General features: G+C 59.0%; 28 protein-coding genes. 21 read left to right on the forward strand and 7 right to left on the reverse strand.

Annotation, left to right across the window (positions count from 1 at the left end; translation table 11 throughout):
* Positions 1–100 precede the first annotated feature (100 nt).
* The 4 genes from F475_RS26520 (at position 101) to F475_RS26535 (ending at position 4,600) form a co-directional block, all read left to right on the forward strand.
* Positions 101–1,627: an efflux transporter outer membrane subunit gene (locus F475_RS26520; RefSeq protein WP_111455116.1), complete on the forward strand. Its 1,527-nt coding sequence runs from the start codon at positions 101–103 to the stop codon at positions 1,625–1,627.
* A 71-nt stretch (positions 1,628–1,698) separates the two neighbouring features.
* Positions 1,699–3,195 carry an MFS transporter gene (locus F475_RS26525; protein WP_111455117.1) on the forward strand — a complete coding sequence of 499 codons (1,497 nt, stop codon included), beginning with the start codon at positions 1,699–1,701 and terminating at the stop codon, positions 3,193–3,195.
* A gap of 6 nt (positions 3,196–3,201) precedes the next feature.
* Positions 3,202–4,233, forward strand: coding sequence for an HlyD family secretion protein (locus tag F475_RS26530; protein WP_111455118.1), 1,032 nt, complete (start codon positions 3,202–3,204; stop codon positions 4,231–4,233).
* 55 nt (positions 4,234–4,288) lie between these two features.
* The gene (locus F475_RS26535) at positions 4,289–4,600 is read left to right on the forward strand and encodes a hypothetical protein (RefSeq protein ID WP_111455119.1); all 312 of its coding nucleotides are present in this window, start codon (positions 4,289–4,291) and stop codon (positions 4,598–4,600) included.
* Here F475_RS26535 and F475_RS26540 read toward each other — a convergent pair.
* The gene (locus F475_RS26540; protein ID WP_111455120.1) at positions 4,589–5,167 is read right to left on the reverse strand and encodes a hypothetical protein; all 579 of its coding nucleotides are present in this window, start codon (positions 5,165–5,167) and stop codon (positions 4,589–4,591) included. The genes F475_RS26535 and F475_RS26540 overlap by 12 nt on opposite strands.
* 144 nt (positions 5,168–5,311) lie before the next feature.
* On the opposite strand from F475_RS26540, the gene F475_RS26545 reads away from it, so the two are divergent.
* Positions 5,312–5,752, forward strand: a complete 441-nt coding sequence (locus tag F475_RS26545; RefSeq protein WP_086944913.1) for a hypothetical protein — start codon at positions 5,312–5,314, stop codon at positions 5,750–5,752.
* Between the two features lie 37 nt (positions 5,753–5,789).
* Positions 5,790–6,053, forward strand: a complete 264-nt coding sequence (locus tag F475_RS30270; RefSeq protein WP_140393623.1) for a hypothetical protein — start codon at positions 5,790–5,792, stop codon at positions 6,051–6,053.
* Positions 6,054–6,156: 103 nt separating this feature from the next.
* Here F475_RS30270 and F475_RS26550 read toward each other — a convergent pair whose 3' ends face one another.
* Positions 6,157–6,786, reverse strand: coding sequence for a hypothetical protein (locus F475_RS26550; RefSeq protein ID WP_111455121.1), 630 nt, complete (start codon positions 6,784–6,786; stop codon positions 6,157–6,159).
* 328 nt (positions 6,787–7,114) lie between these two features.
* The gene (locus F475_RS26555) at positions 7,115–8,332 is read right to left on the reverse strand and encodes an MFS transporter (RefSeq protein ID WP_111455122.1); all 1,218 of its coding nucleotides are present in this window, start codon (positions 8,330–8,332) and stop codon (positions 7,115–7,117) included.
* Positions 8,333–8,461: 129 nt separating this feature from the next.
* On the opposite strand from F475_RS26555, the gene F475_RS26560 reads away from it, so the two are divergent.
* Together F475_RS26560 and F475_RS26565 are read left to right on the forward strand one after the other, a co-directional pair.
* Entirely contained in the window at positions 8,462–9,100 is a 639-nt protein-coding gene (locus F475_RS26560) for a TetR/AcrR family transcriptional regulator (RefSeq protein WP_111455123.1), read from the forward strand.
* 238 nt (positions 9,101–9,338) lie between these two features.
* The gene (locus F475_RS26565; RefSeq protein WP_111455124.1) at positions 9,339–9,701 is read left to right on the forward strand and encodes a DUF6463 family protein; all 363 of its coding nucleotides are present in this window, start codon (positions 9,339–9,341) and stop codon (positions 9,699–9,701) included.
* 222 nt (positions 9,702–9,923) lie between these two features.
* On the opposite strand, the gene F475_RS26570 is transcribed toward F475_RS26565, so the two are convergent.
* Positions 9,924–11,204 (reverse strand): HAD family hydrolase, encoded by a 1,281-nt coding sequence (locus tag F475_RS26570; RefSeq protein WP_111455125.1) that lies wholly within the window; start codon positions 11,202–11,204, stop codon positions 9,924–9,926.
* 264 nt (positions 11,205–11,468) lie between these two features.
* Between F475_RS26570 and F475_RS26575 the strand changes: the two genes are divergently transcribed.
* The gene (locus tag F475_RS26575; protein WP_019648581.1) at positions 11,469–12,239 is read left to right on the forward strand and encodes a DeoR/GlpR family DNA-binding transcription regulator; all 771 of its coding nucleotides are present in this window, start codon (positions 11,469–11,471) and stop codon (positions 12,237–12,239) included.
* Between the two features lie 257 nt (positions 12,240–12,496).
* On the opposite strand, the gene F475_RS26580 is transcribed toward F475_RS26575, so the two are convergent.
* On the reverse strand, positions 12,497–13,393 hold the full coding sequence (locus tag F475_RS26580) for a LysR family transcriptional regulator (protein ID WP_177431133.1): 897 nt from the start codon (positions 13,391–13,393) through the stop codon (positions 12,497–12,499).
* Positions 13,394–13,494: 101 nt separating this feature from the next.
* Here F475_RS26580 and F475_RS26585 point away from each other — a divergent pair, with 101 nt between their 5' ends.
* The 11 genes from F475_RS26585 to F475_RS26635 all read left to right on the forward strand — a co-directional run bounded on the left by F475_RS26585 (position 13,495) and on the right by F475_RS26635 (position 22,986).
* Positions 13,495–14,157, forward strand: coding sequence for an NADPH-dependent F420 reductase (locus F475_RS26585; protein ID WP_111455147.1), 663 nt, complete (start codon positions 13,495–13,497; stop codon positions 14,155–14,157).
* Positions 14,158–14,682: 525 nt separating this feature from the next.
* A complete protein-coding gene (locus tag F475_RS26590; protein WP_111455126.1) occupies positions 14,683–15,018 on the forward strand; it encodes a cytochrome c in 336 nt (111 codons plus the stop codon).
* 534 nt (positions 15,019–15,552) lie between these two features.
* Positions 15,553–16,404, forward strand: a complete 852-nt coding sequence (locus F475_RS26595) for a putative selenate ABC transporter substrate-binding protein (protein ID WP_018925643.1) — start codon at positions 15,553–15,555, stop codon at positions 16,402–16,404.
* Positions 16,401–17,198, forward strand: coding sequence for a phosphonate ABC transporter ATP-binding protein (locus F475_RS26600; RefSeq protein WP_111455127.1), 798 nt, complete (start codon positions 16,401–16,403; stop codon positions 17,196–17,198). The genes F475_RS26595 and F475_RS26600 overlap by 4 nt, the downstream gene beginning before the upstream one ends.
* Positions 17,192–18,019: an ABC transporter permease gene (locus tag F475_RS26605; protein ID WP_111455128.1), complete on the forward strand. Its 828-nt coding sequence runs from the start codon at positions 17,192–17,194 to the stop codon at positions 18,017–18,019. The genes F475_RS26600 and F475_RS26605 overlap by 7 nt, the downstream gene beginning before the upstream one ends.
* On the forward strand, positions 18,016–18,783 hold the full coding sequence (phnE, locus tag F475_RS26610) for a phosphonate ABC transporter, permease protein PhnE (protein WP_018925640.1): 768 nt from the start codon (positions 18,016–18,018) through the stop codon (positions 18,781–18,783). The genes F475_RS26605 and phnE overlap by 4 nt, the downstream gene beginning before the upstream one ends.
* 291 nt (positions 18,784–19,074) lie before the next feature.
* The gene (locus F475_RS26615; protein WP_111455129.1) at positions 19,075–19,857 is read left to right on the forward strand and encodes a transporter substrate-binding domain-containing protein; all 783 of its coding nucleotides are present in this window, start codon (positions 19,075–19,077) and stop codon (positions 19,855–19,857) included.
* A gap of 55 nt (positions 19,858–19,912) precedes the next feature.
* Complete coding sequence (locus F475_RS26620; RefSeq protein ID WP_111455130.1) at positions 19,913–20,641, forward strand: ABC transporter permease; 729 nt, start codon at positions 19,913–19,915, stop codon at positions 20,639–20,641.
* Positions 20,638–21,348, forward strand: coding sequence for an ABC transporter permease (locus tag F475_RS26625; RefSeq protein WP_111455131.1), 711 nt, complete (start codon positions 20,638–20,640; stop codon positions 21,346–21,348). The genes F475_RS26620 and F475_RS26625 overlap by 4 nt, the downstream gene beginning before the upstream one ends.
* 16 nt (positions 21,349–21,364) lie before the next feature.
* A complete protein-coding gene (locus F475_RS26630) occupies positions 21,365–22,129 on the forward strand; it encodes an ABC transporter ATP-binding protein (protein ID WP_018925636.1) in 765 nt (254 codons plus the stop codon).
* A gap of 116 nt (positions 22,130–22,245) precedes the next feature.
* Positions 22,246–22,986, forward strand: coding sequence for a Mut7-C RNAse domain-containing protein (locus tag F475_RS26635; protein WP_018925635.1), 741 nt, complete (start codon positions 22,246–22,248; stop codon positions 22,984–22,986).
* Positions 22,987–23,079: 93 nt separating this feature from the next.
* Here F475_RS26635 and F475_RS26640 read toward each other — a convergent pair whose 3' ends face one another.
* The gene (locus F475_RS26640) at positions 23,080–23,964 is read right to left on the reverse strand and encodes a LysR family transcriptional regulator (RefSeq protein ID WP_111455132.1); all 885 of its coding nucleotides are present in this window, start codon (positions 23,962–23,964) and stop codon (positions 23,080–23,082) included.
* 114 nt (positions 23,965–24,078) lie between these two features.
* On the opposite strand from F475_RS26640, the gene argC reads away from it, so the two are divergent.
* The gene (argC, locus tag F475_RS26645; protein WP_111455133.1) at positions 24,079–25,008 is read left to right on the forward strand and encodes an N-acetyl-gamma-glutamyl-phosphate reductase; all 930 of its coding nucleotides are present in this window, start codon (positions 24,079–24,081) and stop codon (positions 25,006–25,008) included.
* Positions 25,009–25,132: 124 nt separating this feature from the next.
* Here argC and F475_RS26650 read toward each other — a convergent pair whose 3' ends face one another.
* Positions 25,133–25,924 carry a LuxR C-terminal-related transcriptional regulator gene (locus F475_RS26650; RefSeq protein WP_018925632.1) on the reverse strand — a complete coding sequence of 264 codons (792 nt, stop codon included), beginning with the start codon at positions 25,922–25,924 and terminating at the stop codon, positions 25,133–25,135.
* Positions 25,925–25,990 lie beyond the last annotated feature (66 nt).

Consider the following 25,990-nt stretch of genomic DNA (forward strand, 5'->3'; position numbering starts at 1 on the left):
ACACGCGGCCAGCTGCGTGCTCGGTGACACCCTACTCGGCCGACATCATCCGTTCAACGATATCGGCCTGAGGCGCTCCCTTCCTCGACAGGACGCTGCAATGACTTCTCAACGGCTGCTTTCACAATTACGGCAGTGCGCAATCGCAACCCTAGGCGCAGTTTCGCTGGTCGGCTGCATGGTCGGCCCCGACTTCGTGAAGCCTGAAAACGGTCTTCACCAAACGGTGCTGGCGCCCAGACAGGACTACCCAAGCGCCGCCCTGACTTCCGACGCCGCAGTGCCCTCCCAGTGGTGGTTGTTGTTCAACGACGCCGTGCTCACCGAGCTGCAATCACGTGCGCAGGCTGACAACCTTGATCTGCTCATAGCCTCCGAACGCATTGAACAAAGCCGAGCGCAACTGGGCATCTCCTCCTCGCAGTTGCTGCCCAGCGTGGCGGCCAATGCCAGCTACACGCGTGAGGGGCTCAGCGAACATGGCAAGTTCGCCGCCCTGGGAGCGCCTACTGCCCCCGATAATTTCTGGCAGCTTGGATTCGATGCCAGTTGGGAGCTCGATCTGTGGGGCCGTGCCCAACGCACGCGCGAAGGTGCTGCAGCGACCCTGGAAGCCACGGTGTATGACCGCGAAGCGGCACGGGTGGCTTTGTCCGCCGAAGTGGCGCGCACCTATTTGCAGTTGCGCGGAACGCAGGCACAACTGGACATTGCACAGCAAAATCTGAGGATTGCCGAACGCACCCTCGGCCTGGCCGAAAGCCGCGAGCGTAACGGCGTCGCGACGCGCTTCGAAACCTCGTCCGCTCGCGCGCAATTGGCGACGATCAAAGCCTTGGTTCCCGAACTGACCCAGCGCCGCAATGCCCTGATGAATGCGCTGGCGTTGTTGATGGGAGAACAGCCACGCGCGCTCGATGCGCAACTGCGTGACGCCATGCCCTTGCCTTCGCTGCCGACCCGCGTGCCGGTCGGCGTCCCTTCGGAATTGGCTCACCGGCGACCCGACATCCTGCGCGCCGAAGCCCAGCTGCATGCCGCGACAGCAGCCATCGGTGTGGCCAAGGCTGATTTCTACCCACGCATCGGTTTGAAAGGAAAAGTCGGCGTGGAAGCCTTCGAAAGCAGCGATCTCGCGAGTTGGGACTCGCGCTTCTTTTCCGTCGGCCCGACGGTTTACCTTCCGATCTTCCAGGGAGGGCGGTTGACGCAGCGTCTGGCCCTGAACCAATCACGGCAAAAAACCGCCGCGCTGGCTTATCGGCAAACGGTATTGCGAGCCTGGCATGAAGTGGACAACGCCCTGGATGCCTGGGCGGCCCAACAACGCCGGCACGCTGAATTGCTGGATTCGTACGAACAGAACAAGCAAGCACTGCAGTCTGCCGAACGCGGCTATCAGCAAGGCGCTACGGACTATCTGAGCGTACTGACGGCGCAGCTCAATGTGCTTGCCAGCCAAACCAGTCTCAACGACAGCGCGACCAACGCCACGCTCACCGTGGTCAACCTCTACAAGTCGCTGGGTGGCGGTTGGGACCCGCAGGTTGGCATCGATCACTCGACGGCACCTCCATCGGTTGCCCTCGCGTCTCCGGTCGCTGCACCCTCGAAGGCCGGCCAATGAACGGAGTCGCATTGTCGCCAGCGGACGTCCCTGCTACCGCAACGCCCGGGGCCAAACCCTCGATGCGCCCAATGGCAGGTCTCGTCGGGATTTTCATCGCAGCCATGATGGCGGGTTTGAACACCCGCGTCGGCGCATTGGCGTTGGCCGATGTACGCGGTGCACTCGGTTTTGGCCTCGACGATGCCTCCTGGCTGACCACCGCGTACAGCGCCGGGGAACTGATTGCCATGCCCTTTGCGGCGTGGTTTGCCATTACGCTTTCGCTGCGGCGCTTCGAACTGTGGATGCTCGGCAGTTGTGCACTGCTGGCGGTGATCCTGCCCTTCATCCACGATCTGAACCTGCTGCTGACCTTGCGCTTTGTGCAAGGCATTGCCTGCGGCACGACGATTCCGTTGCTGATGATGGCGGCGCTGAAATTCCTGCCAGCGCCCATCCGGCTGTATGGGCTGGCGCTGTATGCGATGACCGCGACCTTCGCGCCCAATCTCTCGATCTGGCTGGCCGGGTACTGGACGGATGGGCTGTTCGACTGGCGCTGGGTGTACTGGCAGATCATTCCCCTGACCCTCATCGCCGGATTGTTGGTCGGATGGGGATTGCCACGAGAGCCCATCCAGATCCCACGCTTTGGGCAGGCCAATTGGTCCGGCATGGCCTGCGGTGTGCCCGCGCTCGGCTTGATCACCGTCGCACTGGATCAAGGCGTACGGCTGGACTGGTTTCATTCGCCCTTGATCACCTTATCGCTGGCGGCCGGACTGGCACTGCTGGCCGTCTACCTGCTGACTGAGTGGTATCACCCCTCACCGTTCATCAAATTGCAGATTCTCGGCCGCCGCAACCTGGGGCTGGGCTGCATTCTGTTCGTCTGCCTGTTGGTGGTGCTGATGTCCAGCTCACTCTTGCCGGCCAGTTATCTCGGCCCGTTGCAGAACTACCGCCCCCTGCAAATGGCATCGATCGGTTTGATCGTCGCCTTACCGCAACTGGTCCTGGGGCCTGTCGTGGCGCTGCTGCTGTATCAGAAGCGGGTCGATGCGCGCATCGTGTTCACGTTGGGGTTGTTGTTGATCGCACTGGCATGCTTCTACGGCGCGCAATTGACCTCCGACTGGAACCGCGAGCAGTTCGTCGTGGTGCAAACTTTGCAAGCCTTCGGCCAGCCAATGGCGGTGGTATCGATGCTGTTTCTGGTCACCAGCGTTGTGCAGCCCCCCGAAGGACCTTATGTGTCCGGCACCATCAACACCCTGCGCGCCTTCGGTTCACTGGCCGGTGCGGCAGTGGTCGGACAGCTGATGACCGTGCGCGGTCGTTTCCATGGGGAAATGCTGCTGAACCATGCGGCCCTGGCAGATAACGCCCTGGCGCTTGAGCCTTCGCAACTGATGGACCTCATCGGCCAGCAGTCGCAGGTGCTGTCGATCGCCGACGCCTATCGCGTGCTGGGCATTCTGGCACTGGTGTTGATTCCTCTGGTGCTGCGGCTGACCTACATCCCCGCACCCGACGTGCGCGCGGCCTCACCCTCTACCTCTCCTTCATCTTCCTCACACGGATAACCCATCATGGCCTTGCCAAAGAAAGCCAGGATCATCAGTGCGGTGCTACTGCTTGCAGTGGCGATCGGCGGTGTTCTCTATCTCAATCGCCCCGAATCCAGCGCATCGACCCAGTCCACGGACGATGCCTACGTCCTCGCCGACTTCACCACGGTTGCACCGCAGGTGTCGGGAACGGTCGACTCAGTGATGGTCGAAGACAACCAGCTGGTCAAGAAAGGCGATCTACTCGCGATCATTGACGACCGTGATTTCGTTGCGACCCTGAACGCGGCGAAGGCCGAGGTCGCCAGTGCCCGGGCCGGCATCGCCAGCCTGCAAGCACACCTGATTCAGCAGGAAACCGCCATCCGCCAGGCCCAAGCGGCCGTTGCCGCAGACGACGCTGCGCTCAAGCTGGCCAGCGTCAATCAGACCCGTTATCGCAACCTGGCCACCGACGGCTCGGGAACCGTGCAAGCGCGGCAACAGGCCGAAGCGCAACTGAGCATTCAACAGGCCCGAGGGGAAACGAGCCAGGCAGGTTTACAGGCCGCTCGGCAACAAGTGGATATCCTGAAAGCTGATCTGGAGAAAGCCAGGGCGGCTCTTGCCCACGCGCAAGCCGCACAAGCCACCGCAGAGCTGAAACTTTCCTATACCCGCATCACTGCGCCGATCGGCGGCACGATCGGACAGAAATCGGTGCGTATCGGTGCTTTCGTCAATGCCGGAAAACCCTTGCTGGCGATTGTTCCGCTCGATGCCGTCTATGTCACGGCCAACTACAGGGAGACGCAACTGGCGCGTGTACAAAAGGGTCAAGCCGTGGATATCGAGGTGGATGCCTTGCCGGGCGAGACGCTGCAAGGAACGGTGGACAGCCTGGGACCGGCCAGCGGAGTCACCTACTCCGCCGTCGCGCCACACAACGCAACTGGCAACTTCACGAAAATCGTCCAGCGCTTGCCTGTACGCATTCGCATCGATCCCGATCAGCCCGCGGCGGCGAAGCTGCGAGTCGGCATGTCCGTGACGCCGAAAATCCGTATCCGGTGATATGACGCCGGCGCGTCTCGTTACAATGCTCCAAAAGCTACTCCCAAGAATGAGAATGACCTTGCAGAGCCTAACCCCGACACCCGCCCTCACCGCCCGCGAAGTCTGCCAACGCCTGCGAGACGCCGCCCTGGAAGTCCTCCCGTTGCGGCGCCTCCACGAACCGTGTGAACCCGGTCAGATACAGGTCGATATCGAAGGCTGGCGTCTGACCCTCGACTTCGACGGCAACCGCTTGCACCACTGCCAACACTGCCGAAGTCCGGACGGTCGCGAGGGAACACTCCAGGCCTGGCGTTACGGCACTGACCCGGTCAGTTTACTGAGCACCTGGGAGTTGGCGCAGGTTGAGCGACTATTGAGATAGCGACGACCCGTCCACCGGCGAGGAGCAAGTTGGAATATTGGCCGTAACGTACTGGATCACCTCTTCAAGCGAGTCTATGTCTGGAGCATTGCTCACTAACATTTCCGGGCGGCACCATGGGTAATCCAGATGCGATAGCCACTCCATGATGCAGTGCAGATCAGTCTCTGGCAGGGTTTTCATGTGCTCGATGGTGATAGTGAGCCTCTGGACAAGCCCCGACTCGGGGCTGAACTGCCATTCATACAGACCGCAACCGACCCGGGCGTCGCCAGAGTGCTTGTCGGACATGCCGACCAGCCATTTGCACTGGAAGGTTTTGGCCTGCGGTTCAGGTGGGTGTCCCAGGCAGAAGGTATAGACGTTTTCGAAGGTCTGGCCGAACCGCCTGACCAGCACATCACCGATAGGCCCAAGGCCTTCGACGTGGGGTGGAAACGAGATGGATCCGGTGTGCACGACCATGTCCAGGATCGCGTCCGGCGCAAAGGCCTGGTCTAACAAATGTGGACGGTTGCCGTCCTTGGCTTTGATGTACTGTCGAATCGATAGTTGAGCAGTGTTCATTGTGTGTCCGTCGCATCCATTCTGGGTTGAAAGCCGCCTCATACGAGGCTCACATGACTCGCCTTTACAAAGCACTATTCCATAAGTCCCCCAAAATAGGAAAAAGGCAGCGATGGTTACTTTCTGGCAAAGGGACTCAGCCTCATGATGCGTCGTGTCGGCTTTTTGCTCATCGGGACTCTCGGACTGGCACTGATCCTGCCTTGGGCTGCCTATTGGGTCGGTCTGAGCAGAATTTCGCAGTATCCTTCGCCCCCCTCTCAAGCTATATCCACTGCTCAACGTGAGTGGGTATGGAGCCTGGCCAAAGGCTCAGGCGAGCCGGTAATAGTGCAGTTGAGCCCGTACTCATATCTGTACGACCTTTTCATTTTGAAAGGTAACAACGATAGGAAAATGCAGGTCGCCTGGTGGGTAGCCTCTGAACACTTGATCAAACAGGACTCAACACAGCGAATGCTGTGGTGGCACCTGTCCGGCGCGGCTCTGACTATATGGTTAACCAGAAACTGGACAGATCAGCAGATAACAGCAGCGGCTTTCGTCGCCCTTCAGCAGCGGGGCGAGGTATATGGTGGTCACTAGCCAACAAAGCATTGGGGAAGCGCAATGGGAGGCATAAATGCTCAGGCTGTTCCTGTTATTGACTATTTTGTGGTGTGTATTCATATCGACTGCAATGGCGTTTGCACCGGAACGCGTGCTCGCTTATGTACAACGAAGTCGTATCTGGATGTGGTACATGAAAACCATATTCAGTATTACAAGCGAATCCCTTGGTAGTAAAACGGCTGTTCGATGGGTACGCATTCAAGGAGGAATCGGTTTGATTGCGGCACTGCTGGCGCAATATGTCTGGCTTGTTCATCCTGCCTCTAGCCCATAGGCAGCCGTTCAAGGTGGCCATATCCGTTGTCTGACTGCCTCAGTACGTGAAGCTGCCTCTGATCAGAAGCAGCTATTTGCCAGAAGCGATATCAACAGTGCGGCTAGCAGCTGGTTGTTTGACCCGCATCAATCCTATTGATGCGCCCGTTGTCCGACCGGGTCCACAGCCAGTTATACACGTCGTATCCGCCTTCGCACTTGCCTTGCTTTCTGCCCTGGAAGTCGAAAGTCCGCCATGCGCCATTCTGATGTGAAGGTATCCCGAGCACTCTTTGAATATCTATGTCTGTAGAACCTGGCCATAGGTGATTGGCAAATGACACAGGATGCAACTGTGCCGGTAACGCAGGACAGTCACTGCTCGGCCGTGCAGTCTTGAGTTTTTCGGCGACAACACTGGTCACATAGTGGCTGTCCCCGCCCATCTCGGCATTCGAGATGATCCATATCCGCACGCCGACACTTGGCTGGCTGAAGCACAACCAATACACACTTGCACCTGCATCGCCTCGATGTGCGAGGGTGCCAACGGAAGCTTCGCTCATCACCTGCGCTAGCGTTGTTTTCTCGAATTGAATGACCAACGCCCCAAGCGTAGCGCCTTGCGAAGGAGCCTCCTTCAGAGTGGCCGGCCATTCGATCACATCGAATGGGCCCATGGGCGGTGGAACAGCGGCTGTCGCGCTACAGGCGATGCTGAACGATCCGAAAAATAGCGATGACCGATTCATTGCGCGCCTCCGTTTGACTACCAACACCTCAGATCTTAGTGAACGCGATGAATTTCTGCCCTTCGCGACCGGCTGCAAACGGCCAAAAGCGGTCCTTCGCCTGAAGCCCCCTCGTCTTGCCTGAAGCCCGTCCTATGTGTGTAATCGCGATTTTTTCATGCAAGGACACCGACATGCATCTCAATACCCTCACCTTTGAGAACACGGTTCGCCCTGGAGGCTCATCAGACGGCTGTACCATAGTCGAGCGTTGTTTTTCCGATTTCCGAATCAAAAAGCTGCTATCGATTTAAGGCCGCACCCTCAGATAGCCGCTTTTTCATGTGGTTCAGTGCCCCGCAACCGCAGGCCTGCCAGCCGCACGCGGGCCCGATTTGAAGCCGTGAACCCGAGCGCTCCAGACAATTGCAAACCCCACACCCACCAACACCACCATTGCCCATGGAAAAGAGGCGACGCCCCACCTATCCAGCAACACCCCACCCACCACCCCACTCCCCGCAATTGCGCTATTCCAGGCCACCACATTCAACGACAACGCCACATCCGCCCCCTCCCCGGCCGCGTCCGCCAGTGCCGTTTGCAGCAACGTCGCCGCCCCTCCGAAGCTCAACCCCCAAACCGCTACGCCGATGTAGATCACCTCAGGCACGCTACCCAAAAAACCTAACATCACGCAAACCGCCGCAAACGCTGCCAAGCTCACCAACACAGTCTTGCGCAACAATGGCTCAACCAATTTGGCAGTCACCCAAATCCCCACCAACGCCGCAATACCAAACACCAACAACACCAAATCCACTTGATCCCCCAACCCCGCCGACGCCACAAACGGTGCGATGTAGGTGTAGAGAATGTTGTGTGCCAGCATCCAGCTGATCACCACCGCTAGTACAGGTTGTACGCCCGGCGTGGTCAGCACGGAGCGCAGCGACATGCGCTGGTGCGCAGCTTGGGGTGGGTAGTCAGGGACTTTCACCAGTACCCAGATTATCAGCACCAGGGTCAGCGCCGACATGATGCCGAAGGTGGTGCGCCAACCCACGAGGCCGCCGAGCCAGGTGCCGAGGGGCACGCCCAGGGACAAAGCAATCGGTGTGCCGACCATGGCCAGCGCCAGCGCCTTGCCCTGTTGATGGGGCGCCACCATGCGGCGTGCGTAGCCGGCCAGCAGGCTCCAGGCCAACCCCGCCGCGACACCGGCGAAGAAGCGCGCCACCAGAGTCACGCCGTAATGGGATGACAGCGCAGTGATGGAATTGAACAGCAAGAAACCGACGATGGTCAGCAGCAGCACGTTACGGCGGCGCCAGTCGCGGGTGGCGATGGTCATGGGGATGACCGCCAGCACCGAGCCCAGAGCGTAAGCGGTGACCATCTGGCCGGCCATGGAGGGGGAAATCGCCAGGCCTTCACTGATCAGCGGTAACAGGCCAGCGGGCAGGGTTTCGGTGACGATGCAGATGAAGCCGGTCATGGCCAGAGCAAGCAACGCGCCGATGGGCAGGCGGTCGGGTGCTGCCGATAAGGTGATTGAGGGTGTCACGGGAGACTCCTTGAGCGAGGACTTCAGATTTAAATACTGATCGATACAAATGTTGAGGGCAGCCAGCGCTTGTTGTCAACGACTTATGTATCGACTAGTATTTATCTCGGTATTCAGAGGAGCCTTGAAATGGCGCAAATGGGCCGCCCCCGCACCTTCGACCGCGACCACGCCGTAGAACAGGCCTTGCACCTGTTTTGGCAACAAGGCTACGACGCAACCTCCCTCGCTCAGTTGAAAGCCGGACTCGGTGGCGGGATCTCCGCGCCGAGTTTTTACGCGGCGTTCGGTTCCAAGGAAGCGTTGTTTGATGAGTGTGTACAGCGTTACCTGGCGACCTTCGCCCAGGTCACCGAATGCCTGTGGGACGAGAGCCTGCCGCCACGCCAGGCCATCGAGACAGCTCTGCGCCAGTCGGCGCGCATGCAGTGTGAAGAAGGCCATCCCAAGGGTTGCATGGTGACCCTCGGCATGATGAGCGCGCCCAGCCCAGAGAATGCGCGGGTGGTCGACGCCCTGACCCAATCTCGCGCCCGCACTCGCGCGGGGATTTTGGCGTGTGTTGAGCGGGGTGTCAGTGCCGGTCAGTTGCCGGGCAATTTTTACGCGCCCGCGATGGCTACGGTGTTCGACAGTTTCTTGCAGGGCATTTCCATCCTTGCTCGGGATAACACGCAGCATGGGGTCATTGATGCGGCCATCACCCAGATAATGCTGACGTGGGACATGGCTGCCTCTACTGTGCCGCCCACCTATTGCAATGGTTAAAAGGGGCTAATCGATTTAGCCAATCTGCGTCGATCGGTTGAATCCACAGTCGATTGATGCCGGTGATGACTGGTAGAGAACGCTCAAAAGTGGACAATGGACACGGTGATGGCAAATGGGTAGCTTCATTCGCGGGCAGCAGCCCTTGCCGTCACCCATGTTGCGTTACTCCCTGAACAATGTCGCATTTGCCGTGACCACTTCTAAGCCAACCTCACCGTTACGGAGCATATAAGACATGTCCAACATCGTCGCATGGACCCTGTTCGCCCTGGGTGTCCTCCATATTCCGTTCGGTATTATCAAGTTCAAAACAGCATTCGCCGCCGCTGTAGACTCTGGCTTCGTTGACCAATTCAAAGCGCACGAAGATCGGCGTACTGCCCTCTGGTTTACCATGCTGGGGCCGCTTTTTATGCTCGCAGGGCAGACAGCGATTCACGCCGTAGCCATTGGCGATCTCGCGCTACTTAAAATGGTTGGCATCTATGTGCTTATGATCTCGATCATTTGCGTCATTGCTGTTCCAAAATCGGGGTTCTGGGCAACGCTGCTGGTTTCTCCGCTGATCATCGCGGCAGGGTATGGCTTGTACGCCTGACAAACGGTTCATCCTTCACGATAGGCAACAATCGGCCAAAAACGGTCTGTGGGGGCACGCCTCGTAATTCCAGGGCCACTCACAATTTTGACTCGATACGACTGACTCACTCGGGCCGGTAGCGGTAACGACTTTCCGGCGCAGAATCATCATTCCCGCAGGTACAAGGCGAGTTGCACTGCGGGTCGCGGATGGCCGCCGGCCACCCGCGAGCCAGTGCCATCAAGCCAGCAGCTTAAGCTCGTCTTTACCGTACTTGAGCGATTTCTCGTCTGGAATCATCAGGCCAGTGTGCTCGTTGCGCCCCTGCAGGATGAAGCGGGCGTTCGGGGTGCCCAACTGGGTAGCGGCCTGCTGGCTGTCGGCGCCGATCTCGCCCTTCTTCATGCGGTTGACGATCACCCCCACCGCCGTATCGTTGAAGTCGCGCAGCATCCAGGCATCGCCATCGCTGTCGCCAGCCACCAACACCGGGCCATAGCCCTTCTGTTTAACCAGCACGTTCTTGATGCCAACGGTCTTGCCCGGCCCGTAGTTGAAGTGCCAGTCTGGCTGATAGCGAGTGGTGTACTTGCCGCCTTCCATCGCCATGCGCAGGCCGATCACGTTCTCAGGCGGAACGTCGTATCCGTAATGAGGATTGCCCGCGAACACGCGTACCACATCGTCGATGGAGGCGGTGCTGACATAGACGTCGATGCCGTTGGCCCGCAGCGTGTGCATCAGGCCGCGGATTTCCTCATGGATGCGGATGCCATGAAAGTGCGTATCCGCCACCACCCCGGCCTTGCCCGGCAACGTGCGTGAGCTCTCGTACTTGACCTTGCGCAGTGCGTCGCCGATGGCGTAGTTGTTGGAAGCCTCGGCCATCGCCTGCAACTCAGCCGTGGTCATGTTCTTGTAGAAATACAGAATCCACTTATAGCCGATCTCCACCGGGTAACTGTCGCAGATCGCGTCGTACATAAAGTAGAGCTTGGCGAGAAAATCCTTGTACTGCTCGCTGGCCTGAATCTCTTCCAGGCTCTTGTCGCCGGCGAGCCCCTTGTAGTTGGCGTGCAACCAGCGGTAATCCGCTTCTACGTCGCTGGCGATGTCTTCCATCTTGACCGGCTTGCCGTCCACCGTGGTGTAGTCCTTCATGAACGCGCCGTTCGGCACGTCCTGACGCACCACCTCAGCGAACTCATCGGGCGTCAGCTTGTACTGCAGATGATTGATCTGGTAGACCAGCAGCGCTTCTTCGCAGTCGTTCATGATGCAGGTGTTGTCCCAGTCGAACACCGCGTACGGGCGCTGGTCAGGGCGGTAGGACGCGCTCTTGACGCCGTGCTCATCGATCACCGCCTGCAGACGCTTTTGGTTGAGCGGCGACCAACGCGCCGGGGCCAGCGCACTTGGTGTGGCCGGGGGCGTGGCGGCTTGCGTTATGCGGGACGACAACAACAGCGGACTGACAACGGAAACGGTGGCGAGGGTGCTCAGAAACTGGCGACGCTGCATGGCATAGCTCCTACTTCTAAATGAGAGGTTACAACCGAGGCGATGGCGAAAGCGTGTTTCGAAATGCGGACGAAGGGAAGAAACCGTCCGGCCACGAGGCTAGCTCCAAATACACAAAAAAACAATAATGCCTCAATATCACACAAACATGACGCGCAGGCTGCGCCAGCCCAATGATCATGAGGCCGCGCCAAACTTGACAGCGACTGACGCCTCTCCACAATGCGTGCTCGGACAGCGACTCGAACAGCAGGGACACCCGGTATGTGGCAAGAAGAGCGTTACCAGCGGATCCGCGCACTACTATCGACTTTGCAGCGCGTCACCACCGACCGCATCGTCACGGAGCTGAACGTTTCACGCGAGACGGTGCGACGCGACCTGGTCGCTCTGGAAGAACAGGGGGAGTTGAAGCGGATACACGGCGGCGCCATCCGCGTTGAGGACGAAGCGCCCATCGCCGAGCGGGCGAACATCAACGTCAAATTCAAGCGTGACCTCGCGCGCGCAGCGGTCAGTCTGCTGTCGCACGGACAGACTGTGTTTATCGACGCGGGCACCACCACCGTCATCCTCGCCGAAGAGCTGGCCAAGCTGGGAGGGCTGACCGTGATCACCAACTCGTTCAACGTGGCGTTGCAATTGCGTAATCCCGCTGTGCCAGGCGGCCAGCACAACGAGGTGATCGTACTGGGCGGCTCGCTCGGCGACCGTGCTCCCGCTACGGTTGGCGGCACCACGGTGGCGGAAATCGGCCGCTATCGGGCCGACCTCGCGCTGTTATCGCCCGTCGGCATCGACGCCCAGCGTGGTGCCAGCAACTACGACCACCGCGAAGCCGAAGTGGCGCGCGCCATGGCCGACAATGCCGAAGGCGTGGTCATCCTCGCCGACTACAGCAAGATCGGCGTGGAGAGCCGCGTCGCTTTCTGCCCGCCAGAACGCATCGACGTGCTTATCACCAACCACAAGGCCAGTACCGAAGCGGCGTTCGCCGCACTGAACGCCAAGCTCAAACGTATTGTCCTGGCGTAGCAGTGGCTCGGCGGTTGCAACAGGCATTGACGCAGCGTGATGCTCCAGTGCGGCGCAACCGGGTAGATCTTGCACGACGCGACTCTCGGCGCGGGCAAACTGACCGTAACTGCATTGGCTGCGATCGCTTGCAATGGGTCGTTTACTGCCCTTGGCGACAGGCAACAATCGGCCCAACAACAGCCAGTCAATGAAGCAGTGGCCTGCGACCGCGATCAATCACAAGCCAATGCGGCTGAGACAACTCAAAAGCCTGCTCAAGGAGCACCAAAGCGGACGAGCGCAGCCTCGATAAATCGTCGGAGTTTGGCTGTTCTCTGACGATTGGCCGTGTAGAGCAAATGCATTTGTCGGCTCGGTGCTTCGTAATCAGCTAACAGTCGAACCAACTCACCGCTGCGCAACGCGGGCTCAAGAAAGTCTTCGGGACCAAGGACAATCCCGAACCCGTCCAGCGCTGCCGACAGCAGTGCTTTGCTCTCGTTGACCTGCAATCGACTGACGACTTGTACCCGTTCAACTGCGGAGCCTTTGCAGAATACCCATTCGCGGTCGGCCGGCCGGGACCAATAGGCATACCCCAGACACTCATGGTTCTTCAGATCATCCGGTATTTGTGGCACTCCGCGGTCGATCAGGTAGCTCGGTGCCGCACAGGCTACCAACCGATAAGGCGCCAACGGCCTGGCGGTCAAACTGGACGCGGTCAACGGGCCAATTCTGAAAGTCACTTCATAACCCTCCTCCACCAGATCGACGAAGCGATCGGTCAAATGCAGATCGATTTCGACTTCCGGGTGTTGACGCAAAAACTCCGTCACAAAAGGCATGAGGCTATAGGAACCGAACGTGACGGGAGCACTGATTTTCAGTTTGCCGCGCGGGGTGTCGTTCATGATCTGCGCCAGGGAGTCGGCAGCCTGAGCTTCGCTCAAAATGTGCTTACAGCGTTCGTAGTAAGCGCTGCCCAACTCAGTCAGGCTCTGGCGTCGGGTGGTCCGGTTCAGCAGCCGCGCACCTAGCCGCTGCTCAAGCGCGGCAACATGCTTGGCCACCATCTGCGCCGACAGGCCCAATCGCTCGGCAGCACTGGCATAGGAGCCGGATTCCGCCGCCATCACAAACGCTCCCATGCTCGTCAGACGGTCCATCATTCAACACTCCTGGTAACGAGACTAAGTAGCCGATGATTATTTATCTGCTGTTGGTTGGCAATCATCATGGTTTCTTCTTACTTAACCAGCGGAGCAAGGACATGCGTATCGGCATTATTGGGGCAGGCTTCATCGGACGTGCAGTGGCGCAATTGGTCATCGCCGCGGGACACGAGGCGATGCTCAGCAATTCACGTGGGCCACAGACCATGAGCAGCGTGCGCAGTGGCATTCCTGGCAGTCAGGTCGGCACTATCGAGGACGCAGCACAATTTGGCGAAGTTGTACTCGTGGCAATTCCTCTTGAGCATTACCGAAGCGTGCCGGCCAAGTGGCTAGAGGGCAAAACCGTGCTGGATGCCAATAATTACTACCCGGAGCGCGACGGTCACATTGCCGCTCTCGACCGATTCGAAACCACCACCAGCCGCTTGCTCGCCGAGCACCTGCCCCACTCCAGCGTGGTCAAGGTGTTCAATGCAATCCTCGCCCAGGACCTGGTGCAGGACACGCGCCCGAAAGCAGCGCCCGACCGACGCGCACTGCCGATCGCGGCGGATGATCCGGCGGCGAAAGCGCTGGTGATCAAGTTACTGGACGAGATTGGATTCGACGCGGTAGATGCGGGCAGTCTTGATGAAAGCTGGCGATTCGAACGGGCTAAACCCGCCTACTGCATACCGCTGGATAAAGAGGGGCTGAAGGTTGCCTTGGCTGCGGCCCATCGGCAGGTCGAATTGCCCGAGGGATCGTGGCGTCGCTGAATAGCCCACAACCTGCTGGATCGAGAGAAGACTCGAAGCTGACTGCGGACAGTGTCAGCTTTGGGTTGTGGATTTCGGTCAGTCGCGACTCGCAGCAATCGGCCAGAAGCAGTCAATCGCTAAAACTCCAGCACCCCAAATGCGCCGCTTTTTCTGCGTATCTGCACGACTGGATAGCTAAGCGGCGCGTACTCGCGCCGAATACCCAAAATCCTTTAATCGCCTCACATCATGAACAAGACACGGAGAGCCCTATGGAGCAGCGCAAACACATTTGCGGCACAGACGAGATCAGAGTTCACCTTAAGGACGGTAGCGAGCTTAAGTACTGGGCACAAAAAAATTGTGGATCACCGCAGTCCAGCGGCGGATCAAGCTAATCCAGCACGCATGAGAAAGCAGTCCGGCCCAGTGTCGGGATTCGCTACCTGAAGTCCTCTCGCCCATCGCCATTCGCCTCCTGCTACGCTCTCACTTAGCGCCCCTAAGCAGCTCACGGCATCGTTGGGTCGCCAGGAGCCTAAAATGAAATGCGCATTTCTGACGTTCATAACCCTACTCACCTGCTCATCGGCAATAGCATCACCGCCAGATGGAGAAACACTTTTTCAAGATAACTGCATTGTTTGTCACGGGCCTCGAGGCACGGGAGGATCGGCACCTAAGCTGGCCGGAGATGCCAGTGAATGGAAATCAAAAGTATTTGAGCGAGCAGTGCTGAGCGGTATCGACGACCATGGGAAGCCTCTGAAGGCGCCAATGCCGCATTGGGCTAGCGCTAGCTTCAAATCTGACAGCGGTGTAAAGCCAAGCAAACTTGAAATTGATGCAATTCAGAAATACCTGCATCAGCAAAAGTAGTGTGCTTGCTTCGACCGAATGCTTTCGTTTCGGCGACATGCTTTTCACGCAGTGCTCACAGAATGGAGCGCAGACTACCCCTGCTCCTTTGAAGAATTCCCATTTGGCCCGCCCGCATGCGGGCCATTTTTTTGGCTGCTACGCGCTCCTGATTCAAAGGAGAAGTGGCCATACCTGACGTCTATGTTTCGCATCTTCGGCAGCTTCATCGACGCTGAGCAGAAAGAGTGGTTAGCATCCCACAAACCTAAACGCGCCAAAGGCATCTAGCAGTACGGATGGAGCTGGCGGCCAGATCTAGGCTGCGGGCTATCGTAAGAAGTCATTTAGCACTGTTAGCATTGGCGGCTACGTTAGGTCGGGAGGCTGTTATGGAGGGCTGCTACGGGTCGTATGCCGCCCTTCGCAATAAACCGCAATAGCCCAAAAGCAGTCAATTTCGCTCCATTTCGGCTACCCTCACAAAGCGCCACGCAGCAATCACCTTGTGCCAGGCGCCTCGACATTCTTCCGTAAATGCACCGGAGATCTTCCATGCTCAAGCGTACCCTGGCACTGGCCGTCGGCTTGTCCTTGTCTTTTTGCACCCTGCTGGCGCAAGCCGCCGAGACCCTGAAAGTCAGCGCGATTCCCGATGAAGCCCCGACCGAACTGCTGCGCAAGTTCAAGCCGCTTGGCGCCTATCTGGAACAACAATTGGGCATGAAGGTCGAGTTCGTACCTGTAAGCGACTATCCGGCGGTGGTCGAGGCACTGGCTACCGATCGCATCGATCTGGCCTGGCTGGGCGGCTTCACGTTCGTGCAGGCACGCCTGAAAACCGGCAATGCCATTCCGTTGGTGCAGCGTGAACAGGACGCCCAATTCACCAGCAAATTCATCACCGCCGACCCAGCCGTCAAGTCCCTCGCCGATCTCAAGGGCAAGACCTTTGCCTTCGGCTCGGTGTCCTCGACTTCCGGCAGTCTCATGCCGCGCTACTTCATGCTCAAGGAGGGCATCAAGCCGGAAACGTACTTTAGCCGCGTGGGCTACTCCGGTGCCCATGACGCCACCGTTGCCTGGGTCCAGGCTGGCAAGGTCGACGCCGGGGTGCTCAACGCCAGCGTGTGGGAAAAACTGGTCGCCGCCGGCAAGGTCGATACCACCAAGGTCAAAGTGTTTTCGACCACCCCTGCGTACTTCGACTACAACTGGACGGTGCGCGGAACCCTCGACCCGGCGCTGGCGGCCAAGATAAAGGCTGCGTTCCTGGCGCTCGATCCGGCGAACCCGAGGGACAAGGAGATTCTGGACCTGCAGGCCGCCAGCCGCTTCATCGAAACCAAGCCTGAGAACTACAAGGGCATCGAGGAAGCCGCACGCGCCGCCGAACTGCTCAAATGACATTGCATCTGACCCAGGTCAGCCTTACCCACGCCAACGGTGTCCAGGCGCTGCGTGGCGTGGATCTGCACATCGGTGCACGCGAACAGGTCGCGATCATCGGCCCGTCCGGCGCGGGTAAGTCGAGTCTGCTCAACCTGTTGGCCACCGCCCTGCGACCGGGCAACGGCGAGCTGCAGGTGCTCGGCGAGCGTGTCTGGCAGCTTTCTGCCCGTCAGCGTCAGCGGCTGCGCGCGCGTATCGGTCTGATTCATCAGGCGCCTCCCCTGCCCCCCCGCCAGCGCGTGGTCACCGCAGTTCTGGCCGGCAAGCTGGGTCAGTGGGGTCTGGGCAAGAGCCTGCTGAACCTGCTGCATCCGCTGGATGTTCCGGGCGCACGCGCGGCATTGGCCAGGCTGGACCTGGGTGACAAGTTGTTCGCGCATTGCCAGCAACTGTCCGGCGGACAGCTACAGCGCGTGGGCATTGCCCGCGTGTTATATCAAGCGCCCGAGGTGTTGCTGGCCGATGAGCCGGTATCGGCCATGGACCCGGTGTTGGCCCAGCACACGCTTTCGGTGCTGTGCCGCCATGCCCGGGAGCAGAACGTCACCCTGGTCGCCAGCCTGCACGCGGTGGAGCTGGCCCTGGCGCACTTTTCGCGCATCATCGGCTTGCGTGATGGACAGATCCTGTTCGACCTTGCGGCCAGCGCCGTCGACCGCGAGCTGCTCGACAAGCTCTACGCCAATGAGCAGTTGCAGTCCTCGCCGATTCCTCCGGCTCCCTTGAGTGTGCAGATCCCCCGATGCTGACGTCTGACACCCGCGATCCGGCCGCACTGCCCCGTCTGCTGCTCACCCTGCTGGCCCTTGCCTTGCTGTGGCCCGGCATCCGCTTCAGCGAGTTGGACCTCCGTGTGCTGGTGGCGAGTGACAGTCAGAGCGAGATGGGCCGGTTCGTGTCCGCCTTCTGGCCACCGGCCCATGGCGACGAGTTCATCCAGCTGTTGTTGCAAGCCACCCTGCAGACCCTGGCCATCGCCACGGCCGGCATGGCCCTGGCGTTGCTGTTGGCTGTTCCCGCCAGCCTGCTCGCCAGTCGTGCCCTGTCGCTGTCTGCTGCCTCCCGCGCTGGCCACCCGAGCTATTGGGGCCAACTGCTGCGTTGGCCCATACGCGGCTTGCTGATCTTCCTGCGCAGCGTGCCGGAAATTGTCTGGGCCCTGCTGTTCGTGCGCGCCGTCGGCCTCGGCCCGACAGCCGGGGTACTGGCCATTGCCATCACATACAGCGGCATGTTGGGCAAGGTCTATGCGGAAATTTTCGAGTCGGTCGACCAGCGCCCGGTACACGCGCTACTGCAGTCCGGCAGTGGTGGGCTCGCAGCCTTTTGCTACGGAATCCTGCCCAATGTCGCTGCGGAACTGCTGTCGTACACGGTGTACCGCTGGGAATGCGCAATCCGCGCCTCGGTGGTGATGGGCTTCGTCGGAGCCGGCGGCCTGGGCCAGCAAATGGATTTGTCGTTGCGCATGTTCGCCGGTGGTGAAGTGGCCAGTCTGTTACTGACGTTCCTCGTCCTGGTGCTGCTCGCCGATCAACTCAGCCGCCTGCTGCGCTGGAGGCTGACATGAATCGCCTGTTCAACCTGGCACTGCTCCTGTGCATCGGCGCAGCGGTCATCGCCTCGTTCAACTACCTGGGCATCGACCTCGGCGAGCTCGGCGGCGCCGGCAACCTGAAGCAGATGGGCGCTTATGCCCAGCGTTTTCTCAGCCCGGACCTGAGCCCGGGCCATCTGCAAGCCATCGGCCACGGCGCCCTGGAAACCCTGGCCATGTCGGCCCTTGGCACCCTGCTCGCGGCGGTGTTCGGCCTGCTATTGGCATTGCCCGCAGCCGGGCGCTACGGCTGGCCTTTGCAGAGCGCGTCACGCCTGGTGCTCAACGCCTTGCGCGCGGTGCCGGAACTGGTATGGGCCGCACTGATGGTCCTGGCCGCCGGGCTCGGCCCCAACGCCGGCACCCTGGCCTTGGCCCTGCACACCACCGGCGTGCTCGGCCGGTTGTTCGCCGAAGCACTGGAAAACACCCCACCAGAACCGGCCGACGCGATCCGTTTGCAGGGCGCCAATGCCGTATGGGCGTTCTGTTACGGCACCCTGCCCAATCTGTTGCCACAGCTACTGGCCTACATCCTGTACCGCTGGGAAAACAACATCCGCATGGCCAGCGTGCTCGGCTTCGTCGGCGCCGGTGGTTTGGGGCAAATGCTCTATGTCAGCCTCAGCCTGTTCCAGGAAGCTCAAGCCAGCACGGTTATTCTGGCGATGCTGTTATTGGTCTTGGCCGTCGATACATTGAGTAGCTGGAGCCGTCAGCGTTGGGTCAAGGCTTGAGCCAGGAAAGTCAGCGCCCTTAACCCCACACTTTGTTACCGCATACCCCAGCCGAGTGTAAAAGCCTGCTTAGGTAACAGCCTCGCAGGCTACCTCTCCCCAGCGTTCACCTGCCTGCCAGGCCCATCCCAGAGCGCTGAACGCGCTTTCTCAAACGCCCAATCGGCGAATTGGCCGGGTGATTGCATATGCTTGTCTGTACAAGTACTTGCGTGTGCATAGGACATTTCGCAACGCAGTACACGCGCTCTTGCGGCACAAGCGCTTTCGATGGTCTCTGGGAATAAAATAATGAAAAAAGCATTTCTCACTCTTTCTGCATTGGCTTTGTGTGTGGCTGCCGGTTCTGCGCTGGCCAAGGAGTACAAGGAGTTGCGCTTTGGCGTCGACCCCTCATATGCGCCGTTCGAATCCAAGGCCGCCGACGGCGGCCTGGTGGGCTTCGATATCGACCTGGGCAACGCGATCTGCGCGGAGCTGAAGGTCAAGTGCAAGTGGGTTGAAAGCGACTTCGACGGCATGATTCCCGGCCTCAAGGCCAACAAGTTCGATGGCGTGATCTCTTCCATGACCGTCACGCCGGCGCGTGAGAAAGTCATCGATTTCTCGAACGAGCTGTTCTCTGGCCCGACCGCGCTGGTATTCAAGAAAGGCGCGGCCATCGGCATCGATCCGGCCTCCCTCAAGGGCAAGAAAATCGGCTACGAGCAAGGCTCCATCCAGGAAGCCTACGCCAAGGCCGTGCTGGACAAGGCCGGGGTAGAGACCCAGGCCTACGCCAACCAGGACCAGGTGTACGCTGACTTGATCTCCGGACGCCTCGATGCCTCGATCCAGGACATGCTGCAAGCCGAACTGGGCTTCCTGAAGTCGCCACCAGGCGCCGACTTCCAAGTCAGCGAGCCGGTCGAAAATCCCCTCCTTCCAGCCAAGACCGCCGTGGGTCTCGCCAAAGGCAACGTCGAGCTCCAGGCCTTGCTGAACAAAGGTATCAAGGCACTGCACGACAATGGCACCTATGTGGCCGTCCAGCAGAAGCACTTTGGCGATCTGAATCTCTACAGCGACAAATAATGACCCTGCGCCCATTTCCGGATGGGCTCTTCTTTGATTGACGTAGGGCTGCTCAATGTTAGAAAACCTATTGCAGATTCTTGGGCTGTCAGACTTTAGCCTCAAGGGTTTCGGCCCGCTGTTGCTGCAAGGCTCCTGGATGACGGTCAAATTATCCTTTCTGTGCTTGCTGGTGAGCGTTGGCCTGGGCCTGATCGGCGCCAGCGCCAAGCTTTCGAAATCGGCACTGCTGCGTGTCCCTGCGCAGGCCTACACCACGCTGATTCGCGGGGTGCCGGACCTGGTGCTGATGCTGCTGATCTTCTACAGCCTGCAAACCTGGCTGTCCTCGTTTACCGACTTCATGGAATGGGAATACGTCGAGATCAACCCCTTTAGCGCCGGGGTCATTACCCTGGGCTTCATCTACGGGGCTTATTTCACCGAAACGTTCCGCGGGGCGATCCTCGCCGTGCCACGGGGCCAAGTCGAAGCCGCCACCGCCTATGGCCTCAAACGTGGCCAGCGTTTCCGTTTCGTGGTGTTCCCGCAAATGATGCGCTTCGCCCTGCCGGGCATCGGCAACAACTGGATGGTGATGCTCAAGGCCACCGCGCTGGTCTCGATCATCGGCTTGGCCGACCTGGTCAAGGCGGCGCAGGACGCCGGTAAAAGCACCTATCAACTGTTCTATTTCCTGGTGCTGGCCGCATTGATCTACTTGCTGATCACCAGTGCCTCCAACGTCGTCCTGCGCTGGCTCGAACGCCGCTACGCCGCCGGTGCCCGGGAGGCCGTACGATGATCGAACTCTTGCAGGAATACTGGAAACCCTTCCTTTATACCGACGGCTACAACATCACCGGCCTGGCCATGACCCTCTGGCTACTCAGTGCTTCGATCCTCTTCGGCTTCGTGATGTCGATCCCGTTGTCGATTGCCCGGGTCTCGAGCAATGTCTTGGTGCGCTGGCCGGTGCAGTTCTACACCTATCTGTTTCGGGGTACGCCGCTGTATATTCAGCTGCTGATCTGTTACACCGGCATTTACAGCCTGGCCGCGGTGCGTGCTCAGCCAGTACTGGATGCGTTCTTTCGCGATGCGATGAACTGCACCATCCTCGCCTTCGCCCTGAACACCTGCGCCTACACCACGGAGATCTTCGCCGGGGCGATTCGCAGCATGAACCACGGTGAAGTCGAAGCGGCCAAAGCCTACGGGCTGACCGGCTGGAAGCTGTACACCTACGTGATCATGCCGTCCGCCCTGCGTCGCTCGCTGCCTTACTACAGCAACGAAGTGATTCTGATGCTGCACTCGACCACCGTAGCCTTCACCGCGACCATCCCGGACATCCTGAAAGTCGCGCGGGACGCCAACTCGGCGACCTTCCTGACCTTCCAATCGTTCGGCCTCGCCGCGTTGATCTACCTGGCAGTCACGTTCTCCCTGGTCGGCCTGTTCCGCCTGGCTGAACGCCGTTGGTTGTCTTTCCTCGGCCCGGCTCACTAATTCAGGATGCTTGTTCATGTACAAACTGACCGTTGAAAACCTGCACAAAAGTTACGGCAACCATGAAGTCCTCAAGGGCGTTTCGCTGAACGCCAGGACCGGCGATGTGATCAGCCTGATCGGCGCCAGTGGTTCGGGCAAGAGCACCTTTCTGCGTTGCATCAACTTCCTGGAAACACCCAACGACGGTGCCATGAGTCTGGACAACCAGCCGATTCGAATGGTCCATGACCGCCACGGCATGCGCGTGGCCGACGCCAACGAACTGCAACGCATCCGCACTCGCCTGGCGATGGTGTTCCAGCACTTCAACCTGTGGAGCCACATGACGGTGCTGGAAAACATAACCATGGCTCCACGCCGGGTGCTGGGTGTCAGCAAGAAGGACGCAGAGGATCGCGCCCGGCGCTACCTGGACAAGGTCGGTTTGCCGGCACGGGTTGCTGATCAATACCCGGCGTTTCTCTCAGGTGGTCAGCAGCAACGGGTCGCCATTGCCCGTGCCCTGAGCATGGAACCGGAGATCATGCTGTTCGACGAGCCGACGTCAGCCCTGGACCCGGAATTGGTGGGCGAAGTGCTCAAGGTGATCCAGGGGCTGGCCGAAGAAGGCCGCACCATGATCATGGTGACCCACGAAATGAGCTTTGCGCGAAAAGTGTCGAACCAGGTGCTGTTCCTGCACCAGGGGCGGGTCGAAGAGCAAGGTGCGCCCGAGGACGTATTGGGCAACCCCAAGAGCGAGCGCCTGCAGCAATTCCTCAGCGGCAATCTGAAGTAACTGGAGTGCCTTCGAGCGACCGCAGGGTCGCTCGAAGGCGCTGGCTCAACCGGATAGTCCACCCCTCCCTGAGCCGCTGGACTCATTCTTCCTGCAGCCCTGCCATACTGTTCAGCATGACCCGTGCAACTTTCCGCTTCTACGAGGAGCTCAACGATTTCCTGCCGGCCGAGCGACGGCGGCAGTCCTTCACTTGCGAGTGCGCGCGAGGGGCGACGGTCAAGCACATGATCGAGGCGCTCGGGATACCGCACACCGAAGTAGAGATGGTGCTGCTCAACGGCGAGTCGGTGGGCTTCGAGCGGGTGATCTTCGACGGTGACCGGTTGGCGGTGTATCCCAAGTTCGAAGCGCTGGACATCAGTCCGTTGCTCAAGGTTCGTACGCAACCTTTACGGGTGCTGCGCTTCGTCGCTGATGCGCACCTTGGCGGATTGGCCAGTCTGCTGCGCATGAGCGGCTTCGACACCCTCTACGACAATGGCTTCGACGATGCCGAGATCGCCGAAATCGCCGCGCAGCAAGGACGCATCGTGCTAACCCGCGACCGCGAACTGCTCAAGCGGCGGATCATCAGCCACGGCTGTTACGTGCATGCCCTGAAACCGTCGCTGCAGCTGCGCGAATTGTACGAGCGCCTCGACCTGGCGCGTAGCGCGCGCCCCTTCAGCCTGTGCCTCCATTGCAACCTGCCGCTACACGAGATCAGCCCGGAACTGGCCCGGCCGCAAGTGCCGCCACGCGTTGGCGTCCTCTATTCGCACTTCCTGCGCTGCGATGCCTGCCAACGGATTTACTGGGAGGGCTCGCACTGGCGCGGCATGTGTGCACTGTTGGCACCTCTGCTGGACCGATAGTCGAGCGCATCGGACCAGTGCGTTGCCAGGGATCAGTGGCTTTTGCATCAGGTAGATGACGGCCAGAAGCTGTCCCTCCTCTGACAAAATCCCCTACCCCGCACTCAATTCCCACAGCACATCCAGCACATGTTGCGTAGGCCGTTCGATGTCTCGACTACGGTGGGCAATACCCAGTTGCCGCCACAATAAGGGCTTTAATGGCCGCATGACGATCCTGGTATCGGGCAATGGCGTGGAGGCTTCATGCGGCAACAACGTCGCACCATAGCCAGCCGCCACCAGGCTTTTGATCGCATCGTTGTAGTTCAGTTGAATACGCGGCGCAGGCTGCGGCCCACCACTGGCGAACCACTCCGCAGTCAAACGCGAAAGACGAGTGGTGTTGTCATTCAGAATCAATGGCTGAGTGGACAGCCAGTCGGGGGTCACAACCTCCGGGGATTCCCAGCGAGCCGGCAGGAAGGCCATGACCGGGTCCCGTCGCCATGGCTCGATCCGCAAGCCCTTCACCGGGGACTGCGGCAGCGCGACCAAACCGATCTCCAAAGCGCCCTCGGCAAGCTTCTTCAAAGTTTCCTGCGACGTGAGCACCGCGACCTGCACATCGATAGCGGGATGACGCTGGCTCAACGTCTCCAAAGCGTGCGGCATCAACTGTGCGATGGCCCCCGTGGAAGCGCCTAGCCGCACACGCCCGGCTAATCCCTGCACCTGACGTTCCACGTCCTCAAGCGCCTGCTCCGCATCCGCCAACAGACGCCGCGCACGTTCCACCAGCGTGTTCCCAATCGCCGAAGGCTGAACGCGCCCACGTGTGCGCGACAACAGCTTGCCACCCACGCGCGCTTCCAGGTCGGCGATATGCAAACTGACCGTGGGTGGCGCCAAGTGCAGCACACGTGCCGCCTCGGCAAATGAACCCAGGTCGGCAATCGCCACCAAAGTGCGCAGACGGTCCAGGCTGATTTCGCGCATGAGTGACTCCTCGTTCAGAAAAACTGAATTTCATCGTTTATAAATTCAACTTTTCCTATCTTAGCGCCTCACTGAAGATTGGAACTCCTGATTTCCTATGTCCGAGAGCATTCCATGGCAAGTCCCCTTGTATTCATCGATGGCGACCAAGGCACCACCGGGTTGCAAATCCATCAACGCCTACGCGACCGCAGTGATCTGCGGCTTATCACTCTCAGCCCCGAATATCGCAAGGATCCGCAACGTCGCGCCGAAGCCATCAATAACTGCGACATCGCGATTCTGTGCTTGCCCGACCAAGCCGCGCGCGACGCTGTAGCGACCATCGAAAACCCCGCCGTGCGGGTGATCGATGCGAGTTCGGCGCACCGCACCCATCCAGACTGGACCTATGGTTTCGCGGAGATGAATCCGCAGCAGAGCCAACGCATCGCCGCCGCACGACGGGTCAGCAATCCGGGTTGCTATCCAACGGGGGCCATAGGGTTGCTGCGCCCTTTACTGGAGGCCGGATTACTGCCCAGGGATTACCCGATGAACATTCATGCCGTGTCGGGTTATTCCGGGAAAGGACGTGTCGGGGTGGAAGAACATGAGGGAGAAGGCGCAGCAAAGGCGTCGGCGTTTCAGGTCTATGGGCTGGGGTTGGCACACAAACATATTCCAGAGATTCAACAACAAAGCGGTCTGACGGAGCGGCCGATGTTTGTGCCGGCCTATGGCGCTTTTCGGCAGGGGATCGTGCTGACCATCCCCTTGCAAACCCGGTTGTTGGCGCCAGGTGTGAGTGCGGTGCAGTTGCATGCGTGTCTGATGCAGCACTACGCCGATGCGAGCCATGTACAGGTGATGTCGATGCTGGAGGCTAAAGGGCTGACGTCCCTTGATCCTCAGGCACTTAACGGGACTGATGATCTGCGACTGTCTGTGTTTGAGAATGACGAAACGGGCCAGGTTTTGTTGGCTGCGGTGTTTGACAATCTTGGGAAGGGAGCAGCTGGAGCAGCAGTGCAGAATCTGGATTTGATGCTTGCAGGAACATGACTCCGATGACCCGCGCAAATTAGCGTGATGCCCTCGTCCCGAGCCGGGATATAGAGGTCAGGCCAGGTTCGTACCTGAAGCCGTGAACCCATTTAACGGTAATATCCAGACTAAAACGCCGACTTCAACTTGTAGAGAAAACATCTTGTTTGGGCATAAAAAATCGAGCAAACAGCTCGGATTGTGACTTGATATTTAATTTGGCATAAATATTGCGCCGATGAACCTTTATCGTTTCCACCGAGAGGGAAAGCTTTCCGGCTATCTCTTTATTAGAGAAGCCACTGAGCAACAATCTGAGCACATCACTTTCGCGCGCTGTTATTTGCGTGCCCAGCTGGGTAATCGTTTCTGGCCATAGAGGTGGCTCAGCGAGATTTTTCTCTACATCAATTTCAAAACACATGCGCTGATGCATTAATGCAGTCACCCACGGCTTGATAATATCAAGCATTGTTATTTGTTCTTGATTAAAACGGACTTTGCTACCAACGGAAATACATAACGTTCTATCGGCGTCGAGCTGAACATTGTACTGAGCCTCATCCACGGAGATATATTGTGCAAAATATTGATGATAATACTCAGTTTCAAGAAAGTATTCCGGCGCAATATCCAGCAAATGAAAGAAACCGCTCTGGGGGTTTTCTCGATTAGCTATATAAAATGGATCCAGCAGGTAAAGCCCCTTCACATAGCGATGAATGAACGCGTCTACCTCTTCAACATCTGCGACTTCAGGAAGACTAACGACTTGCACTTGTTGATTGCTAAAGATCAATACAACCCAATTATCGATTTGCACGTATTCGTTTAATATACGAACAAGCGAACTCCAGAATTCTGGACGGTTCAACTGCATGATCAGCTTCCCAATCGATCGGTGCCAAGCCAGGCTATGAAGGTCGAACGGCATTTTCTACCCCTTTAGGGTTAGGGATTCGTAGGTCAGAGGTAAGTATTCGTAGGTATTTACTATTCG

This window comes from Pseudomonas sp. URMO17WK12:I6 (genome assembly GCF_003253625.1).
In the GTDB taxonomy this organism is placed as follows: Bacteria; Pseudomonadota; Gammaproteobacteria; order Pseudomonadales; family Pseudomonadaceae; genus Aquipseudomonas.

What these genes read in the sequence shown, in the direction of transcription:
- F475_RS26520 (WP_111455116.1), top strand. Translation starts at nt 101, where the DNA reads ATGACTTCTCAACGGCTGCTTTCACAATTACGGCAGTGCGCAATCGCA.
- F475_RS26525 (WP_111455117.1), top strand. Translation starts at nt 1,699, where the DNA reads ATGGCAGGTCTCGTCGGGATTTTCATCGCAGCCATGATGGCGGGTTTG.
- F475_RS26530 (WP_111455118.1), top strand. Translation starts at nt 3,202, where the DNA reads ATGGCCTTGCCAAAGAAAGCCAGGATCATCAGTGCGGTGCTACTGCTT.
- F475_RS26535 (WP_111455119.1), top strand. Translation starts at nt 4,289, where the DNA reads ATGACCTTGCAGAGCCTAACCCCGACACCCGCCCTCACCGCCCGCGAA.
- F475_RS26540 (WP_111455120.1), bottom strand. Translation starts at nt 5,167, where the DNA reads ATGAACACTGCTCAACTATCGATTCGACAGTACATCAAAGCCAAGGAC.
- F475_RS26545 (WP_086944913.1), top strand. Translation starts at nt 5,312, where the DNA reads ATGATGCGTCGTGTCGGCTTTTTGCTCATCGGGACTCTCGGACTGGCA.
- F475_RS30270 (WP_140393623.1), top strand. Translation starts at nt 5,790, where the DNA reads ATGCTCAGGCTGTTCCTGTTATTGACTATTTTGTGGTGTGTATTCATA.
- F475_RS26550 (WP_111455121.1), bottom strand. Translation starts at nt 6,786, where the DNA reads ATGAATCGGTCATCGCTATTTTTCGGATCGTTCAGCATCGCCTGTAGC.
- F475_RS26560 (WP_111455123.1), top strand. Translation starts at nt 8,462, where the DNA reads ATGGCGCAAATGGGCCGCCCCCGCACCTTCGACCGCGACCACGCCGTA.
- F475_RS26565 (WP_111455124.1), top strand. Translation starts at nt 9,339, where the DNA reads ATGTCCAACATCGTCGCATGGACCCTGTTCGCCCTGGGTGTCCTCCAT.
- F475_RS26570 (WP_111455125.1), bottom strand. Translation starts at nt 11,204, where the DNA reads ATGCAGCGTCGCCAGTTTCTGAGCACCCTCGCCACCGTTTCCGTTGTC.
- F475_RS26575 (WP_019648581.1), top strand. Translation starts at nt 11,469, where the DNA reads ATGTGGCAAGAAGAGCGTTACCAGCGGATCCGCGCACTACTATCGACT.
- F475_RS26580 (WP_177431133.1), bottom strand. Translation starts at nt 13,393, where the DNA reads ATGATGGACCGTCTGACGAGCATGGGAGCGTTTGTGATGGCGGCGGAA.
- F475_RS26585 (WP_111455147.1), top strand. Translation starts at nt 13,495, where the DNA reads ATGCGTATCGGCATTATTGGGGCAGGCTTCATCGGACGTGCAGTGGCG.
- F475_RS26590 (WP_111455126.1), top strand. Translation starts at nt 14,683, where the DNA reads ATGAAATGCGCATTTCTGACGTTCATAACCCTACTCACCTGCTCATCG.
- F475_RS26595 (WP_018925643.1), top strand. Translation starts at nt 15,553, where the DNA reads ATGCTCAAGCGTACCCTGGCACTGGCCGTCGGCTTGTCCTTGTCTTTT.
- F475_RS26600 (WP_111455127.1), top strand. Translation starts at nt 16,401, where the DNA reads ATGACATTGCATCTGACCCAGGTCAGCCTTACCCACGCCAACGGTGTC.
- F475_RS26605 (WP_111455128.1), top strand. Translation starts at nt 17,192, where the DNA reads ATGCTGACGTCTGACACCCGCGATCCGGCCGCACTGCCCCGTCTGCTG.
- phnE (WP_018925640.1), top strand. Translation starts at nt 18,016, where the DNA reads ATGAATCGCCTGTTCAACCTGGCACTGCTCCTGTGCATCGGCGCAGCG.
- F475_RS26615 (WP_111455129.1), top strand. Translation starts at nt 19,075, where the DNA reads ATGAAAAAAGCATTTCTCACTCTTTCTGCATTGGCTTTGTGTGTGGCT.
- F475_RS26620 (WP_111455130.1), top strand. Translation starts at nt 19,913, where the DNA reads ATGTTAGAAAACCTATTGCAGATTCTTGGGCTGTCAGACTTTAGCCTC.
- F475_RS26625 (WP_111455131.1), top strand. Translation starts at nt 20,638, where the DNA reads ATGATCGAACTCTTGCAGGAATACTGGAAACCCTTCCTTTATACCGAC.
- F475_RS26630 (WP_018925636.1), top strand. Translation starts at nt 21,365, where the DNA reads ATGTACAAACTGACCGTTGAAAACCTGCACAAAAGTTACGGCAACCAT.
- F475_RS26635 (WP_018925635.1), top strand. Translation starts at nt 22,246, where the DNA reads ATGACCCGTGCAACTTTCCGCTTCTACGAGGAGCTCAACGATTTCCTG.
- F475_RS26640 (WP_111455132.1), bottom strand. Translation starts at nt 23,964, where the DNA reads ATGCGCGAAATCAGCCTGGACCGTCTGCGCACTTTGGTGGCGATTGCC.
- argC (WP_111455133.1), top strand. Translation starts at nt 24,079, where the DNA reads ATGGCAAGTCCCCTTGTATTCATCGATGGCGACCAAGGCACCACCGGG.
- F475_RS26650 (WP_018925632.1), bottom strand. Translation starts at nt 25,924, where the DNA reads ATGCCGTTCGACCTTCATAGCCTGGCTTGGCACCGATCGATTGGGAAG.